Below are 16,809 nucleotides of genomic sequence, written 5' to 3' on the forward strand. Positions count from 1 at the left end.
TCCCAAGGCGCAGGCGTCCAGTGCCGAAGGGTTTCAGGCGGTGTCGCGGCTGTGAGAGCCCCACCCCCTCCATTCAACAGGACACAGAGACAACCATGCTTCAAGACAGCCTGATTCAGCAACTCGCCGCCGAACTGCACGAGAGCGAGAAGTCCCGCACCCAGGTGGAACATTTCTCCAAGCGCTTCCCGGAGATGAACATCCAGGACGGATACGCCATCTCCCGCGCCTGGATGAAGCTCAAGCTCGCCGAGGGGCGGACGGTGAAGGGGCACAAGATCGGCCTGACGTCGCGCGCGATGCAGCAGGCGAGCCAGATCACCGAGCCGGACTACGGCACGCTGCTCGACGACATGTTCTTCGAGCCGGGAGACATCCCGGCGGACCGCTTCATCGCGCCGCGCGTCGAAGTCGAGCTGGCCTTCATCCTCAAGGACAGGCTGCAAGGCGAATCGGTCTCCATGCAGGACGTCCTCGCCGCGACCGAGTACGTGCAGCCGGCGATCGAGATCATCGACTCCCGCATCGAGCAGTTCGATCGCCACTCCAAGGTGATGCGCAAGGTCTACGACACCATCAGCGACAACGCCGCCAACGCCGGCATCGTCCTGGGCGGCAGGAAGGTGCGGCCCGACGAGGTGGACCTGCCCTGGTGCGGCGCCGTCCTGCGCCAGAACGGCGTGGTCGAAGAGACTGGCCTGGCCGCCGGCGTCCAGGGGCATCCTGCCATCGGCATCGCGTGGCTCGCCCAGAAGCTTGCGCCCTGGGGCGAGGCGCTGCTGCCCGGCCAGGTCGTCCTGGCGGGCTCCTTCACCCGGCCCGTGGCAGCCAGGCGGGGCGATGCGTTCGATGCGGACTACGGGCCGCTGGGCCGCTTCCAGTTCCGGTTCGTCTGAGGCGCCGTGCACCACCCCTTCCGGAACCCATCGATGATTCGACTCAAGGACCCTTCGCTCCTTCGCACGAAGGCCTGCATCGCCGGCGAATGGTGCGACGCGGACAGCGGCGCCACCCTTGTCGTGCGCAACCCCGCCACCGGCGAGCAGGTGGCCACCGTCCCCAGGGCGGGCCGGGCCGAGACGCTGCGTGCCATCGAAGCGGCCGATCGCGCCTTCAAGGCCTGGCGCGGCACCACCGCGGAGCATCGCGCGCGGATCCTGCGCCGCTGGTTCGAGCTGATGATCGAGCACCAGGACGACCTGGCCCTGATCATGACCAGCGAACAGGGCAAGCCGCTCGCGGAGGCCAGGGGCGAGATCGCCTATGCCGCCGCCTATGTGGAGTGGTTCGCCGAAGAGGCCCGGCGTGCCTATGGCGACCTGATCCCCTCCCCCTGGACGGACCGCGACATCGTCGTCAGGAAGGAGCCGGTCGGCGTGTGCGCAGCCGTCACGCCCTGGAACTTCCCCGCGGCGATGATCACGCGCAAGGCGGCCCCGGCCCTCGCGGCGGGCTGCACGATGGTCGTCAAGCCCGCCTCGCAGACGCCGCTGTCGGCGCTGGCCCTGGCCGAGCTCGCCTCGCGGGCGGGCGTGCCCGCGGGCGTGTTGAGCGTCGTCACCGGCAGCGCCGCCGAGATCGGCGGCGCCCTGACGGCGAGCCCGCTGGTGAGAAAGCTCAGCTTCACCGGTTCCACCGAAGTGGGCCGGACGCTGATGGCCCAGTGCGCGCCCACCCTCAAGCGCCTGTCGCTGGAACTCGGCGGCAACGCGCCCTTCATCGTGTTCGACGATGCGGATCTCGAGGCGGCCGTGGAAGGCGCCATCGCATCCAAGTACCGCAACAGCGGCCAGACCTGCGTCTGCGCCAACCGCTTTCTCGTCCAGGCCGGCGTCTACGACCGCTTCGCCGGCATGCTCGCCGCCGCGGTCTCCCGGCTGCGGGTCGGGAACGGCATCGACGCGGACGTGCAGCAGGGCCCTCTCATCGACCCGCCTTCGCTGGCCAAGGTGGAGGAACTGGTGGCCGACGCCGTGCAGGCCGGCGCCACGGTGGCGACCGGCGGCCGGCGCCATGCGCTGGGCGGCACCTTCTACGAGCCCACCGTGCTCACCGGCGTGGCGCCGGGCGCACGCGTCGCCAACGAGGAGATCTTCGGTCCGGTCGCGCCGCTGATCCGCTTCGAGACCGAGGAGGACGCGATCGCCATCGCCAACAGCAGCGAGTTCGGGCTCGCCTCGTACTTCTTCTCCCGCGACCTCGCGCGCGTGTGGCGCGTCGCGGGCGCGATCGAGGCGGGCATGGTCGGCGTGAACACCGGCCTCATCAGCACGGCCGTGGCGCCCTTCGGCGGCGTCAAGCAGTCCGGCATGGGACGGGAGGGCGCCAGATACGGCCTGGAAGAGTACATGGAGACCAAGTACGTCTGCCTCGGCGGCCTCAAGTAGCGTTCTGGAGAACCCACGATGGAATCGGAAACAAGGATCCGCAAAGACCTCGCCGCGTGCTACCGGCTCTTCGACTGGCTCGGCTGGACGGAACTGATCTTCAACCACATCACGGTACGCGTGCCCGCGCCGGAAGGCGACAAGCCCGCGTACCTGATCAACCCCTTCGGCCTGCACTACGCGGAGGTCACGCCCGAGAACCTGGTCTGCATCGACATCGACGGCACGCCCCGTGCGGGCAGCACCGGCCAGGTGAACCGCGCGGGCTTCGTGATCCACAGCGCCATCCATGCCGCACGGGACGATGCGCACTGCATCATGCACGTGCATACGACGGCGGGCTGCGCGGTGGCGTCCAAGGCGTCGGGGCTGCGCCACGACAACTTCTACAGCGCCATGCTGTACGACGACGTGGCCTACCACGAGTACGAAGGCGTGACTACCAACCTGGACGAGCAGCCCCGCCTGGTGGCGTCGCTGGGCAGCAGGAACCACATGATCCTGCGCAACCACGGCCTCCTCGTGGTCGGCCCCGACGTCCCCACGGCCTTCAACCGGCTGTGGGTGCTGCAGCGCGCCTGCGAGATCCAGCTCGCGTCGGACGCGGGCAGCGGGCCGAACAGCCCGATCCCCGAAGCGATCCTGCGCACCGTGCCCCGGACGCGCGTCGCGGGCAGGAGCGAAGTGAACCGCCTCATCTTCGACACGATGCTCAGGCGCGCCGGCATCCTGCCCTGAGCCTCTTTCCCCCACCAACCACCACCAACGGAGACAAACCGTGCACCCTTCCCTTGCCCAGAAAATCCTGTGTGCGCTCGGCCTCGCCGCGACGGCCCTGAGCGTCCACGCGCAGGCGTTCCCGTCCAAGCCCATCACGATCATCGCGCCCTTCGCCACCGGCGGCTCGGCCGACGGCATCGCCCGCGTGGTGGCCAAGGAACTCGGCCAGGCGCTGGGCCAGCCGGTCGTCGTGGACAACAAGCCCGGCGCCGGCGGCGCCACGGGGCTGCTGCTGGTGGCCAAGGCGCAGCCGGACGGCTACACCATCGGCATGGGCGCGACCGGCGCGATCGCCATCGGCCCCCATCTGCCGGACGCACCGCCCCTCGATCCGGGCAAGCAGCTGCAGCCGCTGGCGAAGCTCGCCGACATTCCCCTGGTCCTGGTGGCCGGCGCGAAGTCGGGATACGGCAGCCTGCAGTCCCTCCTGTCCGCGGCCCAATCCGACGAGGTGCCCACGGGCAACTCGGGCCAGTACACCGCGCACCACCTGTCGGCCGAGCTGCTGGCCAGCACGACGAAGACCCGGCTGCCCGCGGTGCCCTATCGCGGCAGCGCGCCCGCGGTCACCGACGTCATCGGCGGGCAGGTTCCCGTCGCCATCGTCGACCTGACCTCCGTGGCGCCTCATCTGAAGGCCGGCACGGTGGTGGCGCTCGGCGTCACCAGTGCCAGCCGCTCCAAGCTCGCGCCCGAGATCCCGACCATCGCCGAGGCGGGCGTTCCCGGCTACGTCGCGCCCGCCTGGATGGGCATGTTCGGTCCCAAGGGACTGCCGCCGGCCGTGGCCGAGAAGCTGGCCGGCGCCCTCCAGGCCGTGCTCGAGAAGCCCGAGGTGCAGACCCAGATCATGAACCTGTCGGCCGAGCCGGCCTACCTCGGCCCGCAGCCCTTCAACGCCTTCATCGATGCCGAGTCGAAGCGCTGGGCGAAGGTGATCGCCGGCCTGCCGAAGCAGCAGAAGTAAGCGATGCCGGCCGCCATCACGTGCGTGGAGGATCTGCGCGCCATGGCCCGCAGGCGCGTGCCCCGGATGTTCTACGACTACGTGGATGGCGGGTCATGGACGGAAAGCACCTACGCCGCCAACGAGGCCGACTTCGCACGGATCAAGCTGCGCCAGCGCGTGGCGGTGAACCTGGAGAACCGCTCCCTGAAGACCCGGATGCTCGGGCAGGAAGTGGCGATGCCGGTGGCGCTGGCGCCGACCGGCAACACGGGCATGGTCCACGCGGACGGGGAGATCCTGGCGGCGAAGGCGGCCGAGGCCTTCGGCGTGCCGTTCACGCTGTCGACGATGAGCATCTGCTCCATCGAGGACGTGGCGCGGCATGTCGAGCGCCCGTTCTGGTTCCAACTCTACATGATGCGCGACCGCGCATTCATCCGGTCCCTGATCGACAGGGCCCGGCAGGCGAACTGCTCGGCGCTGATGCTCACGCTGGACCTGCAGGTGCCCGGCCAGCGGCACAAGGACCGCAGGAACGGCCTGACGACACCGCCGAAGCCGACCTTCCCGAACCTGGTCGACCTGGCGACCAGGCCGCGCTGGTGCGCCGGCATGCTCAGGACCCCGCGCCGGACCTTCGGCAACATCGTCGGGCACGCCCGGGGCGTGGACAGCATCTCCACCCTGTCGACCTGGGCCTCGAAGCAGTTCGACCCCACGCTCTCGTGGCAGGACGTCGAATGGGTCAAGAAGCTCTGGGGCGGCAAGCTGATCCTCAAGGGCATCCTGGATCCCGAGGACGCGCGGCATGCGGCGTCTTCCGGGGCGGATGCGCTGGTGGTGAGCAACCACGGCGGCCGGCAGCTCGACGGCGCACCCAGCACGATCGAATCGCTTCCCGCCATCGTGGACGCCGCGGCCCGGCAGATGGAGGTCTGGCTGGACGGCGGCATACGCACGGGGCAGGACGTCCTCAAGGCACTGGCGCTGGGCGCATCGGCCACCATGATCGGCCGCCCCTTTCTCTACGGACTCGGCGCGGCCGGCCAGGCCGGCGTGCGCAAGTGCCTGGAGCTCATCGCCTCCGAGCTGGACCTGACCATGGCGCTTTGCGGCCGGACCGAGGTCCGGTCCGTCGACCGCGGGATCCTGCTGCCGGGGACGTTCCCCACGGCGCAGCGCACGCACCACCGCGCGCATTGATGCGCACCGCACGACCTTCACCGACACCACAGCACATCCCTATGAGCACACCCCAATCCAAGACAGGCGGCCAGGTCCTGGTCGACCGTCTCATCCGCCACGGCATCGAGGACCTCTTCCTGATTCCGGGCATCCAGTTGGACTGGGCCGTCGACGCGCTGCGCCAGCGCCCCGACGAGATCAGCCTCTTCATCCCCCGCCACGAGCAGACGACGACGTACATGGCCGACGGGTACTACCGTGCCACCGGCCGGACGGGCGCCGCCATGGTGGTTCCGGGCCCCGGGGCGCTGAACGCGGGCGCGGGCCTGTCCACCGCCTACGCCTCCAACTCCAAGGTGCTCTTCGTCACCGGCCAGATCCACTCGACCGGGCTGGGCAAGGGCCTGGGCCTGCTGCACGAGATCAAGGACCAGACCGGTTTCGTCAAGGGGTTGACGAAGTGGAGCCACCTCGCCGGCTCGCCCGAGGACATCGCCCCGTCCGTGGACGCCGCGTTCGCCCAGCTGGAGGCGGGCCGGCCCCGCCCGGTCGGCCTGGAGATCCCCCACGATTTCCTGAGCGCGAAGGTGGAGGGCGAGGCCCGCGCCGCCAAACAGGACGCGCCGCCTGCCGAGGCGCCGGATGCCCGGTTGTACGACCAAGCCGCGGCCCTGCTCGACGCGGCCAGGCTGCCCGTCATCTACGCGGGCGGCGGCGTGCTGTCCGCGGACGCGGACGGCCCTCTTCGCGAGCTTGCGGAGAAGCTGGGCGCGCCGGTCGTGATGAGCGACAACGGGCGGGGCGCCATCAGCGATGCGCACCCCCTGGGCATGAACGCGCTGGCGGGCCGCGCCGTCTTCCAGCACGCCGACGTCGTGCTCGTCGTGGGCAGCCGCTTCATCGACGCCCTGACGCCCACGCCCTCGTGGCCTGCCGGCACGATCCGCTATATCTACATCAACATCGATGCCGACGACCTCACCGCGCCCCGCACGGCCGAGGTGGCGATCCAGGCCGATGCCGCCCAGGGGCTTCGGGAACTCGGCGCGCGCGTGAAGAAGCGCACGGCGCTGTCCAACGAGGATGCCGGGCGGGTGAAGGAGTGGGCATCGGCCCAGATCGAGCAGGTCGAGCCCCAGGCGTCCTATGTGCGCGCCCTGCGCGACGCCATGCCCGAGGACGGCATCTTCGTCAATGAGCTGACGCAGGTGGGCTACCTGGCCCGCATCGCCTTTCCGGTCTTCGCGCCACGGACCTACATCGGACCCGGCTACCAGGGCACCCTGGGATACGGCTTTCCCGTGGCGCTGGGCGCGGCGGTCGGCGGGCGCGGCAGGCGCGTGGTCTCCATCACGGGCGACGGCGGCTTCGGCTGGAACATGCAGGAACTCGCGACGGCAAGACGCTACGGGCTGCCGGTCACGCTGGTGGTCTTCAACGACGGCCACTACGGCAACGTCCGCGCCATCCAGAAGCGGGAGTTCGGTGCCGAGGTGGCGGTGGAACTCACCAACCCGGACTTCCGGCTGCTGGCGTCCGCCTTCGGGGTGCCGTATGTCCAGGCCGACTCCCCGGAAGCGCTCTTCGGCGCCGTGCGGGCCGCGAACGACGAGCCCGGCCCGGTGCTCGTCGAGGTCAAGCTCGGCGTGGTGCCCAGCCCGTGGCACCTGCTTCGGCTCCAGCCCATGAAGGGCATGACCGGCCCCGCCGCACCGGCGAATCCGCTCGGGGAGCCCCGATGAAGCACGCCTATGCGAACCACTACGCCGAGGGGCGGTTCCTGCCGTCGCGCGGCACGGCCCGCATGCCGGTGGTCGACCCCTCCACCGGCGTCGAGGCCGGCCACGTCGCGTCGTGCTCGACGGAAGACGTCGAGCGTGCGATCGGCAGCGCCCGCTCGGGATTCCAGGCCTGGAGCCGGAGCACGCTCGACGAGCGGCGGGAAGCGCTCGGGCGGCTGCACGCGCAGTTGAGCGCGCGCGCAGACGAGGCCACGCGCCTGCTCGCGCAGGAGATCGGATGCCCCGTGTGGCTGGGCGGCCTGATGCAGTTGCCGATGCCGCTGAAGGGCCTGGAACTCGCGATCGAGGCCATCGGCCAGATCGACTGGGAAGAACGCGTCGGCAACGGCGTCGTCGAGCGCGTGCCCTCCGGCGTGCTGGCGGCCATCACGCCGTGGAACTTCCCGCTGCACCAGATCGTCGCCAAGGTCGCCGCCGCCATCGCCGCGGGCTGCACCGTGGTGCTCAAGCCCAGCGAGGTGGCTCCGGGCGCCGCGATGGTCTTCGCCGAGGCCGCACATGCCGCCGGGCTGCCCGCAGGCGTCTTCAACCTGGTCTGGGGCGGCCCCGACGTGGGCGAACAGCTCGTTCGCCACCCCGGCGTCGACCGGATCAGCTTCACCGGCTCCACCCACGTCGGCCGCCGGATCATGGCGGCTGCCGCCGAAGGCCCGAAGCCGGTGACGCTGGAGCTGGGCGGCAAGTCCGCCGCCGTGCTCCTCGAGGACGCCGACCTCGACGCCGCCCTGCCCGCGGTGCTGCGGATGAGTATGGCCAACTCGGGCCAGGCCTGCGTCTGCCAGTCGCGGCTGATCGCGCCGCGGCGCCTGGTGCCGGAGATCCGGCGGCGCCTCCAGGACGGGCTGGACCACTGGCCGGTCGGCTCGCCGCTGGATCCGGCCACCCGGCTGGGCCCGGTGGCCACGAAGGCGCAGTTCGAGCGCGTCCAGGCGATGATCCGGCGCGCCGTTGCACAGGGCGGCGACCTGGTGTTCGGCGGCGCGTCGCCCGACAGCGAAGCGAGAGCCGGCTTCTTCGTGCAGCCGACCCTCGTCGACGGCGTGACGCCGGCGATGGAACTGGCGCAGGAGGAAGTCTTCGGACCGGTCCTCGCCCTGATGCCGTACGACGACGAGCGCCAGGCCATCGAGATGGCCAATGCCACCCGGTACGGCCTGTCGGGCGCCGTCTGGTCAGGCGATGCCGATCGGGCCCGCGCCGCGGCGCGGCAGATGAAGACGGGCCAGGTGGTCATCAACGGCGCGCCGCAGAACCTCGCGACGCCCTTCGGCGGCTGGGGCTGGTCGGGCTTCGGCCGCGAGAACGGGCGCTTCGGCATCGAGGACCTGCTGAACTACCGCGCCCTGCACGGCGCGTAGGACGAGCGGCCGCCGCGTCAATGGAAAGCGGCCACGAACAGCTCGCCGGCCGGCGGCAGCAGATGCCCCTTGCGCGTGATGACGCTGATGGGGCGCCGGACCACGGGCGAGGTGAGCTTGCGCGCCACGAGTCCGTGGACCCGCACCAGTTCCTTGGCGGTCGACGCCGGCACCATGGTGGAGCCCAGGCCCCTGGCCGTCAGCGCGATGGCCGTCGTGTAGAGCGTGACCTCGTGCGCCACGATGAGCTGGACGCCGGCGCGTGCGCCCGCCTGGTCGATCTTGCGGCGCAGGCCGTAGCCGGGGCGAAGGAGCACCATGGGCTCCTCGCCCAGGGCGCGCCACGGCAGCGGATCGCGGGATGAGGCCAGCGCGCTCGACGGCGCGCACAGCAGATAGAGCTGGTCGTTCATGATGACGCGCGAATCCAGCTCCGGATGCGATTCGTCGGCGATGCCGATGCCGAAGTCGGCGCGGCCCGACAGCAGGTTGGCCAGGAACATCTCGGGCCCTGCGTCCTGGAGCACCACGCGCACCTGGGGATGCGCCTGCTGGAAACGCTCGAGCACCGGCGGGATGAGCGCCTGCGCGATGACCGGTGTCACCGCCACCCGGATGAGGCCGCGCTGGGCCTGGGAGAGCTGCCGCATGTCCTGGGTCATGCCGGCCAGTTCGGACAGCACGTGGTCGGCGCGCGCGATCAGTTCGTCGGCCGCTTGCGTGCGGTGAAGCGCGCGCGATGCCCGGTCGAACAGGCGCGTGCCGAGCCTGCTCTCGAGCTGGCGCAGCAGGACGCTCACGGCCGACTGCGTCAGCGAGAGTTCGGCGGCGGCGGTGGCGATCTTGCCGGTGCGGTAGATCGCCACGAATGCACGCAATTGCTGGACCGATGGAACGTTGCGCATGGAAGGGCCGGGAATCGACCTTGCCATTGTCGGCGCCCGACCGGCCGGAACACCAGCTTCACGCCGCTGCGCTACGGCCTCCGTCCAGCGCCAGCACGGCGCCCGTCATGTGGGCCGATTCGTCGCTCGCGAGGAAGACGGCCGTCGCCGCCACCTCGTCGGGCGCCGGCAGGCCCAGCAGGTGCCTGCTCACGGCCGTGCGCACGCGCTCGTCGTCGCGGATGAAGTTCTCCATCCGCTCGCTCAGGACGGCGCCCGGGGCGATGACGTTGCTGCGTATGCGCTCCGCCGCGAACTCCACGGCCAGCGAGCGACTCAGGGCCGTCACGCCGCCCTTCGCGCACGTGTAGGCATCCCTGCCGACCAGCCCGCGGTGTGCGCTGATGGACCCCATGTTGATGATCGAGCCGCCCTTCGCCAGGCGCATCAGCGGTATCGCGTGACGGCAGCACACGAAGGTGCCGAAGAGGTCGATGCGTATCGCCCGCCAGAACTCCTCCATGTCGATGTCGACGACGTTCCGGTCGTTCATGGACGAGCCGCCGGCGTTGTTCATGAGGACGTCCAGGCGCCCGTACCGCTCACGCACTTGCCCGAACGCGGCCGCTACGCTGGATTCGTCCGTCACGTCCATGGGCAGGGCCATGCAGGAGGTCCCGCTCGCCTGCAGCGCATCGGCCAGGGCCTGCAGGCGCGGCCGGTCGATGTCCGCCACGGCCACCGCGGCGCCCTCGGCCGCGAAGCGCAATGCGCTCGCGCGCCCGATGCCCACCGCGGCACCGGTGATCAGCGCCACCTTGCCGGCCAGGCGGCCGGCCTGTGTATCCGTCATCTCGCCTCAGTCCAGTTTCACGTTGAGCTCGTTCACCACCGCCGTCCACCGCTCGATCTCGCGCGCGATGTGCTGGCCGAACTGCGCCGGCGGCACGGCGACCGGGTCGGCGCCCAGGCTCTTCATCTTCTGGATCACGGCGGGCCTGGCCATGACCTTGAGGATCTCGCTGCTCAGGCGGTCGACGATCGGCTGCGGCGTCTGCGCGGGAGCGAGCACGCCGAACCAGGCGGTGACCTCGAAGCCCGGCACGCCCTGCTCCGCCACGGTCGGCACGTCCGGCAATGCGCTGGAGCGATCGAGCGAGGTGACGCCGATGGGGCGCACCTTGCCCGACTGGATGTGGGGCATGGCCGCCGGCATGTCGACGAACATGAGGTCGATGTTGCCGGCGATCAGGTCCATCAGGGCCGGTCCGCTGCCGCGGTACGGCACGTGCGTGAGCTTGATGCCCGTCTGCCTCATGAGCATCTGGCCCGCCATGTGCTGGGAGCTTCCGTTGCCGGCCGATCCGTAGGCGACACGGCCCGGATGGGCCTTGGCATGGGCAATCAGTTGCTGGACGTTGCCGATCGGCAGGGCGGGATTCACCAGCACCACGTTGCGCTGCGTGGCGACCATCGCCAGCGGCTTGAAATCCTTGATCGGGTCGTAGGGAAGGCGGTCGCCGTACAGGCTGGGATTGATGCCGTGGGTGGCGATCGTCCCCATGCCGATGGTGTAGCCGTCGGCAGGCGCGCGGGCATAGGCGGCGGTGCCGATGTTGCCGCTGGCGCCGGTGCGGTTGTCGATCACGACGGACTGGCCGAGAGCGGGCGTCAGCTCCTGGCCGATGGTGCGGGCCAGCGTGTCGAGCACCCCGCCTGTCGTGAACGGGACCACGATCACGATCGGCTTGCTGGGGTAGTCCTGCGCGACAGCAGGCGCGATGGCGGCGGCGATGGCCACGCCGCACAGGAAGCGGCGCGCGGTTGCTTGGATGTTCAAACCTCGGTCTCCGTTGAAAAGTGGGCGCATTGAACGCCAGGCATGGCGACGAGGCAAACGAATTCGATTCATGAACGCTTCAATAAATTTTGGGCAACCCTTGCGGCCCCGAGCCCGATTTCCAAAGGAAATCGCGATTCGGAATTCCGGCTAGGCGTTCGCGCCGCTTGCCGACAGCATCGCGGACATACAACCAACTCACGGCAACCGCACATGGCCTCCTTCACCCGACGTCTTCTGATCGCCTGCAGCATGTCCCTGCTGGGCCTGTCCGGCACGGCGCAGGCCCAGTCCCTGCCACCGCTGGTCAAGCTCGTGGTCCCCTACCCGCCGGGCGGCAGCGTCGACATCCTGGCCAGGCTGATCCAGCAGCCCTTGCAGGACCAGTTGAAGACCACCGTGGTCGTGGACAACAAGCCGGGCGCCGGCGGCCGCATCTCGGCGTCCCTGCTCAAGCGCTCGCCCGCCGACGGCAGCGTGGTCCTCATCGCGCCGAATGCGCTGACCACCATCCAGTCGCTCGTCTACGCCCACCAGATCGACTACAAGGTGATGGAGGACTTCATCCCCCTCGCCCGGCTGGCCAGCTATCCGATGGCACTCGCGGTGCCGGCCACCAGCAGCGTCAGGACGGCGCCCGAACTGGTGTCCGCCATGAAGAACAACAAGGACGCCAGCTACGGCACATCGGGCGCCGGCGGCATGGCCCACTTCGCGGGCCTGGTATTCGGCAAGGCGACGGGGCTGGAATGGACCCACGTCGCCTTCAAGGGAGGCGCGCCGCTTGTCACCGACCTGATCGGCGGCCACCTGCCCGCGGCCATCGACACGCTCGTCGACCAGATCGAGCACCACCGCGCAGGCAAGATCCGCGTGCTCGGCGTCTTCAGCGACCAGCGCTACGTCCTGGCGCCCGACATCCCCACGCTGGCGGAACAGGGCATCGGGATGGACCCCGTGGAAGGCTGGTTCGGCGCCTTCCTGCCCGCGGGAACGCCCGGCCCCGTCGTGGCCCGGCTGGACCAGGCGATCGCGAACGCCCTCGCCAGCCAGGAGGTGAAGGACAGGCTGAACAAGATGGTGCTTCAGACCGCCTATCTCGGCTCGCGGGATTTCACGCGGCTGCAGGCGGCCGAGCTTCAGCAGTGGGCGCCGGTCGTGAAGGACTCCGGCTTCAAGCCCGACTGACGCCTTCGACGGCGCCCAGGTTCTTCAGCACGCCCGACAGGCGCGCGAAGGACCGCAGCATGGCGGCGAGCTGCGCCGCCTCCGAGCCGAGCCGCCGCGCGGTCTTCGACACGATGCCGACCTGATAGGCCAGGTGCGCCTGCTCGAGCACGGGGATCTCGACCAGGCTGCCTGCCGTCAACGGATGCTGCAGAAGCTGCGCCGGAAGCCGCGCGACGCAATCCGTCTCGAGCAGCATCGAGATCGCGCCGAAGACCGAATCGGACACCGCCGCGAAGCGCGGCTGGCCGAGGCGGTGCTGGAGGAAGAGTTCCTGGATGCTCTCGTCCTGGTGCCCGGGCCGCGCCGGATCACCGACGACGATCCAGTGAGAGTCGACCAACTGGCCGACGGTCGTGGCGCCCTGCAGAGGATGGCCCCTGCGGGCCATGATGGCCGCGCTGGTGGAGTAAAGAGGCTCGACGCGCAGGTCGTCGGGCAGGACGTGCTGCGGCAGCCGCATCACCGCGAAGTCGACGCGGTTGTCGAGGACGGCTGCAACGAGTTCGTTCGAGGAGCGCTGCGTCAGGTGGATCGTGGTCTTGGGAAAGGCCTGGCGGAAGTCCTTCAGCACCGAGGGCACGAGCCTCAGGGACGGCTCCACCGAGACGCCGACCTTCACCTGCTTCGGTGCCGGCCGCCGCGCGCGGCTGAGCCACGCCTCCGCCCGGTCCGCCTCGTGAAGCACGGCGCGGGCGTACGAGACGAACTCCTCGCCCGCGGAGGTCAGCGCGATGCCCTGGGACGTCCTCTGGATCAGCACGACGTCGTGCTCTTCCTCCAGCTTCGCCAGGCTCTTGGTCAAGCCCGCCTGCGACACGTTCAGCGCCCGCGCCGCCGCCCGATAGCCGCCGTGAGACACCACGGCGAGGAGGTCACGCAGCTGCTGCAATCGCATGGCGCGATGGTAGTCGTGCGCGCCTGATCGCCAAAGGTGATCGCGAAGCGCCATCCGGTGCTGGTCACCTGCATCCGACCGGCCGACCATCGGGCGATGAACTCTTCCATCCCGTACCCGGCGCATGTCGCAGCGCTCAAGCCGTACGTCCCGGGCCTTCCGATCTCTGCCGTCGCCGCACGCTCGGGCCTCGCCGCAGACCGGATCGTCAAGCTCGCGTCCAACGAGAACCCGCTGGGCGCCAGCCCCAGGGCGCTCGCCGCCCTGTCGAGCGCCGGCATCGACCTGTCCCGCTACCCCGACAGCGACTGCGCAGCGCTTTCGGATGCGATCGCGCGGTTTCACGACGTTCCGCGCGAGTGGATCGTCGTGGGGGCCGGTTCGGAGAGCGTCCTGGGCAACGTGGCCGCCTGCCTGCTCGAACCCGGCCGGTCGACCAGCTATGCGCAGTATTCCTTTCAGGCCTATGTGAACGCAGTCCAGAAGCTGGGGGCGCATTCCACCGTCGTCGCCTCGCCGGATTTCACCGTCGATCTGGAAGGCCTCGCCAGGTCGATCCTGCCGTCGACTTCGCTGGTCTACATCGCCAATCCCGGCAACCCGACGGGCACCGCCGTCGATCCGGAAGCACTGAGGTCCTTCCTGGGCCGGGTGCCCCCGCACGTCGTCGTGCTGCTCGACGAAGCGTATGTCGAGTTCCTGCCGCCCGACCGGCGCGGCGACTCGGTGGCCTGGGTGCGGGAGCACGCCAACCTCGTGGTCACGAGGACCTTCTCCAAGGCCTATGGCCTGGCGGGCCTGCGGGTCGGATACGGCATCGCGCAGCCCGGCCTCGCGGACGTCATGCGCAGGGTGCGGTCGCCTTTCACGATCTCCGAGCCCGCACAGGTCGCCGCCATCGCCGCGCTGGAAGACCAGGACTTCATCGTCCGCACCGTGGCCGCGACCCGCCAGGGGCGCGCGGCGCTCGTGGAGGGGCTGGCGTCGATGGGCTGCCGATGCCTCGAGTCGCACACCAACTTCGTCCTGGCCGACGTCAAGGGCGGTGCCGACTTCGCGCGCAGGCTGGAACAGCACGGCCTGATCGTGCGGCCCGTGGCGTCGTATGGGCTGGCCGACTGGGTGCGCATCAGCATCGGCACGCAGCCGGAGATCGACAGGCTGCTCGAGGTCGCCGGCGCCGGGCAACCGGCGCGGGGATGAGAAGACCGTGGCGGACTGATTAAAGTCGGAGGACGCATATATGTGAAATTGATGCTTCCATGTCGATTCATAAGCAGCCTTTGTCCGCCATGCCTTCGGTACGGCAGTTGCGCGCCTTCGTCGCCGTCTACCACACCGGCAGCATCTCGGCCGCGGCGCAGGCGCTCTCGCTGACGCAGCCGGCGGTGACCATGCTGGTGCGCGAGCTCGAGGCCAAGCTGGGGATCAGCCTGTTCGACCGCAGCACCCGGTCGATCCGCCGGACGGATGCCGCGGCCCGCGCCATCGGCTATGCGCAGCGCGCGCTGGCCGAGATGGAAGGCTTGTCGGTCTCGATGAGCGAACTGGCCGGCGTGCATGCGGGACGGGTCCGCGTGGTCGCCACCGCGGCGGTGGCGCAGGCCATGCTTCCTCCGGCGATGAGGCGGTTCCTCGACAGGCATCCCGGCGTGAGCCTGGAGATCGAAGAGGTCGGCCCGGCGGAATTCGTCACCGCCATGGAAGCGAGCCACATCGATTTCGGGGTCGGTACGCTCGAGGCGCCGGTGCCGGCGCTGCGCGCGGAGGTGCTCATCCGCGAGACATTGGTCGCCGCCGCCCTGCCCTCCGCCACGTTTCCCGGCGGCGGCGCGATGACCTGGAAGCAACTGGGCGGCCTGCCCATGGTGACGGTGCGCTCCGGCTATGGCATCCGGGGCAGCATCGAAGCTGCCGCGAGGGAGGCGGGCGTGCAGCTCCGGATCGAGCACGAGGTCTCTCTTCTCTCCACCGCCGTCGCATTGGCGGTGAACGGACTCGGCGTTGTGGTGGTTCCGCCGTCCATCGTGGCGCAGGAAGCGAAGCTGGTGACGCAGCGGCTCATGCGCCCGACCATCGAGCGCGTGATCGGCGCTCATTTCCGGCGCGATCGTTCCCTCTCGCCCGCGGCAGCGTCGTTCCTCGAAGTGCTCAAGCAGACTGTCCGCAACGGCTAGGGCCTGTTGACGCCCGGCCCCGATGCGGACCATCGCGCCACGTTTGTTACTCCCGCCGCCCGGCGGGCGGATGTAGCCTGCTCCCCAGACCCAACCGAATCAACCGAGGACCGGACCATGGCTTCCTGGACGAACGCGCTGCGCACGCACTACCGCTGGATCATCGTGGCCGCCGGCGGCGTGCTCGGCTGCGTGGCGATCGGCGGACTGTTCTCGCTGCCGGTGTTCCTGCGGCCGATCGCGCAGGGCACCGGGTGGTCCACCACGGGGATCTCCACCGCGATGACGCTCGCTTTCGTGGCGCTGGCGCTCGGCAGCATCGCCTGGGGCTACCTCTCCGACCGCGTGGGCCCGCGCATCGTGGTGCTGGCAAGTTCCGTGCTGCTCGCCGCCGGCCTCGCGCTGGCCAGCCTGGCGACGTCGCTCCTGGCATTCCAGTTGCTGTTCGGCGTGGTGGTCGGGTTCAGCGCGGCGGGGATCTTCGCGCCGATGATGGCGTGCGTCACGGGCTGGTTCGACACGCGGCGCAGCCTGGCCGTGTCGCTGGTGTCGGCCGGCATGGGCATGGCGCCGATGACCATGTCGCCGCTGGCTGCGTGGCTGGTGCAGCACCACGACTGGCGAAGCTCGCTGCAGGTCATCGCGGCCCTGGCGGCGGCCGTCATGGTGCCGGCGGCATGGCTGGTGCGCCGTCCGCCCGCGCTGGCGCAGGCCGCGTCCGCCGCGGCGCCGGGCGCGGCACAGGCGCCGGCTCTGTCGGTCGGGCAGGCCCTGCGCTCGGCGCCGTTCCTGATCCTGGTGCTGACGAGCTTCCTGAGCTGCGCCACCCACTCGGGGCCGATCTTCCACACGGTGAGCTACGCCGTGACCTGCGGCATCCCGCTGATGGCCGCCGTGTCGATCTACAGCATGGAAGGGCTCGCGGGCATGGGCGGGCGCCTGGTGTTCGGGCTGCTGGGCGACCGCTTCGGGGCGGCGCGCGTCCTGGTGCTGGCGCTGCTGGCGCAGGCGGTCGTGGTGCTGGGCTACATCTCCGCGCGCCAGTTGGGGAGCTTCTACACCGTCGCGGCGCTGTTTGGCTTCACCTATGCGGGCGTGATGCCGCTGTTCGCCGTGATCGCGCGCGAGAACTTCCCGCTGCGCATGATGGGCACGGTGATCGGCGGCACCACGATGGCCAGCAGCTTCGGCATGGCGCTGGGGCCCGTGCTGGGCGGGCTGATCTACGACACGTTTTCCAGCTATGCGTGGCTTTTCATCGGCGCGTTCTCGCTGGGCATCGCGGCCTTCCTGTCGGCGATCGCGTTCACGCGGCTGCCGCA

At 69.9% G+C, this 16,809-nt stretch carries 15 protein-coding genes; 11 read left to right on the forward strand and 4 right to left on the reverse strand.

Going from position 1 to position 16,809, the window contains the following annotated elements:
* Positions 1-95 precede the first annotated feature (95 nt).
* Genes hpaH through ACIY1X_RS16545 form a run of 7 tightly spaced genes read left to right on the forward strand, consistent with a single transcriptional unit; the run spans position 96 to position 8,461 of the window.
* Entirely contained in the window at positions 96-896 is an 801-nt protein-coding gene (gene hpaH / locus ACIY1X_RS16515) for a 2-oxo-hept-4-ene-1,7-dioate hydratase (RefSeq protein ID WP_399682430.1), read from the forward strand.
* A gap of 33 nt (positions 897-929) precedes the next feature.
* On the forward strand, positions 930-2,387 hold the full coding sequence (locus ACIY1X_RS16520) for an NAD-dependent succinate-semialdehyde dehydrogenase (protein ID WP_399682433.1): 1,458 nt from the start codon (positions 930-932) through the stop codon (positions 2,385-2,387).
* An 18-nt stretch (positions 2,388-2,405) separates the two neighbouring features.
* Complete coding sequence (locus ACIY1X_RS16525) at positions 2,406-3,125, forward strand: class II aldolase/adducin family protein (RefSeq protein ID WP_399682436.1); 720 nt, start codon at positions 2,406-2,408, stop codon at positions 3,123-3,125.
* A 40-nt stretch (positions 3,126-3,165) separates the two neighbouring features.
* Positions 3,166-4,134 carry a tripartite tricarboxylate transporter substrate binding protein gene (locus ACIY1X_RS16530; protein WP_051953960.1) on the forward strand — a complete coding sequence of 323 codons (969 nt, stop codon included), beginning with the start codon at positions 3,166-3,168 and terminating at the stop codon, positions 4,132-4,134.
* A 3-nt stretch (positions 4,135-4,137) separates the two neighbouring features.
* Positions 4,138-5,319 carry an L-lactate dehydrogenase gene (locus tag ACIY1X_RS16535; protein ID WP_399682438.1) on the forward strand — a complete coding sequence of 394 codons (1,182 nt, stop codon included), beginning with the start codon at positions 4,138-4,140 and terminating at the stop codon, positions 5,317-5,319.
* A 41-nt stretch (positions 5,320-5,360) separates the two neighbouring features.
* The gene (locus tag ACIY1X_RS16540; RefSeq protein ID WP_399682441.1) at positions 5,361-7,043 is read left to right on the forward strand and encodes a thiamine pyrophosphate-dependent enzyme; all 1,683 of its coding nucleotides are present in this window, start codon (positions 5,361-5,363) and stop codon (positions 7,041-7,043) included.
* Entirely contained in the window at positions 7,040-8,461 is a 1,422-nt protein-coding gene (locus ACIY1X_RS16545; protein ID WP_399682444.1) for an aldehyde dehydrogenase family protein, read from the forward strand. Before ACIY1X_RS16540 ends, ACIY1X_RS16545 begins: the two co-directional genes overlap by 4 nt.
* A gap of 17 nt (positions 8,462-8,478) precedes the next feature.
* Here ACIY1X_RS16545 and ACIY1X_RS16550 read toward each other — a convergent pair whose 3' ends face one another.
* Genes ACIY1X_RS16550 through ACIY1X_RS16560 form a run of 3 tightly spaced genes read right to left on the reverse strand, consistent with a single transcriptional unit; the run spans position 8,479 to position 11,215 of the window.
* Entirely contained in the window at positions 8,479-9,366 is an 888-nt protein-coding gene (locus ACIY1X_RS16550) for a LysR family transcriptional regulator (RefSeq protein ID WP_399682447.1), read from the reverse strand.
* A 58-nt stretch (positions 9,367-9,424) separates the two neighbouring features.
* Positions 9,425-10,162, reverse strand: coding sequence for an SDR family NAD(P)-dependent oxidoreductase (locus ACIY1X_RS16555; RefSeq protein WP_399682450.1), 738 nt, complete (start codon positions 10,160-10,162; stop codon positions 9,425-9,427).
* Between the two features lie 42 nt (positions 10,163-10,204).
* A complete protein-coding gene (locus tag ACIY1X_RS16560) occupies positions 10,205-11,215 on the reverse strand; it encodes a Bug family tripartite tricarboxylate transporter substrate binding protein (protein ID WP_399682453.1) in 1,011 nt (336 codons plus the stop codon).
* A 183-nt stretch (positions 11,216-11,398) separates the two neighbouring features.
* Here ACIY1X_RS16560 and ACIY1X_RS16565 point away from each other — a divergent pair, with 183 nt between their 5' ends.
* Positions 11,399-12,373 (forward strand): Bug family tripartite tricarboxylate transporter substrate binding protein, encoded by a 975-nt coding sequence (locus ACIY1X_RS16565; protein ID WP_399682455.1) that lies wholly within the window; start codon positions 11,399-11,401, stop codon positions 12,371-12,373.
* Here ACIY1X_RS16565 and ACIY1X_RS16570 read toward each other — a convergent pair.
* Entirely contained in the window at positions 12,360-13,310 is a 951-nt protein-coding gene (locus ACIY1X_RS16570; protein WP_399682458.1) for a LysR family transcriptional regulator, read from the reverse strand. The two genes, ACIY1X_RS16565 and ACIY1X_RS16570, sit on opposite strands and share 14 nt — an antisense overlap.
* A gap of 36 nt (positions 13,311-13,346) precedes the next feature.
* Here ACIY1X_RS16570 and hisC point away from each other — a divergent pair, with 36 nt between their 5' ends.
* The 3 genes from hisC to ACIY1X_RS16585 all read left to right on the forward strand — a co-directional run.
* Positions 13,347-14,513, forward strand: a complete 1,167-nt coding sequence (hisC, locus tag ACIY1X_RS16575) for a histidinol-phosphate transaminase (RefSeq protein WP_399682461.1) — start codon at positions 13,347-13,349, stop codon at positions 14,511-14,513.
* Between the two features lie 89 nt (positions 14,514-14,602).
* Positions 14,603-15,487, forward strand: coding sequence for a LysR family transcriptional regulator (locus ACIY1X_RS16580; RefSeq protein ID WP_399682466.1), 885 nt, complete (start codon positions 14,603-14,605; stop codon positions 15,485-15,487).
* 117 nt (positions 15,488-15,604) lie between these two features.
* On the forward strand, positions 15,605-16,809 hold a 1,205-nt coding region (locus tag ACIY1X_RS16585; protein WP_399682463.1), incomplete at its 3' end, for an MFS transporter.

It is taken from the genome of Xenophilus sp., from assembly GCF_044462705.1.
GTDB lineage: Bacteria > Pseudomonadota > Gammaproteobacteria > Burkholderiales > Burkholderiaceae_C > Xenophilus > Xenophilus azovorans.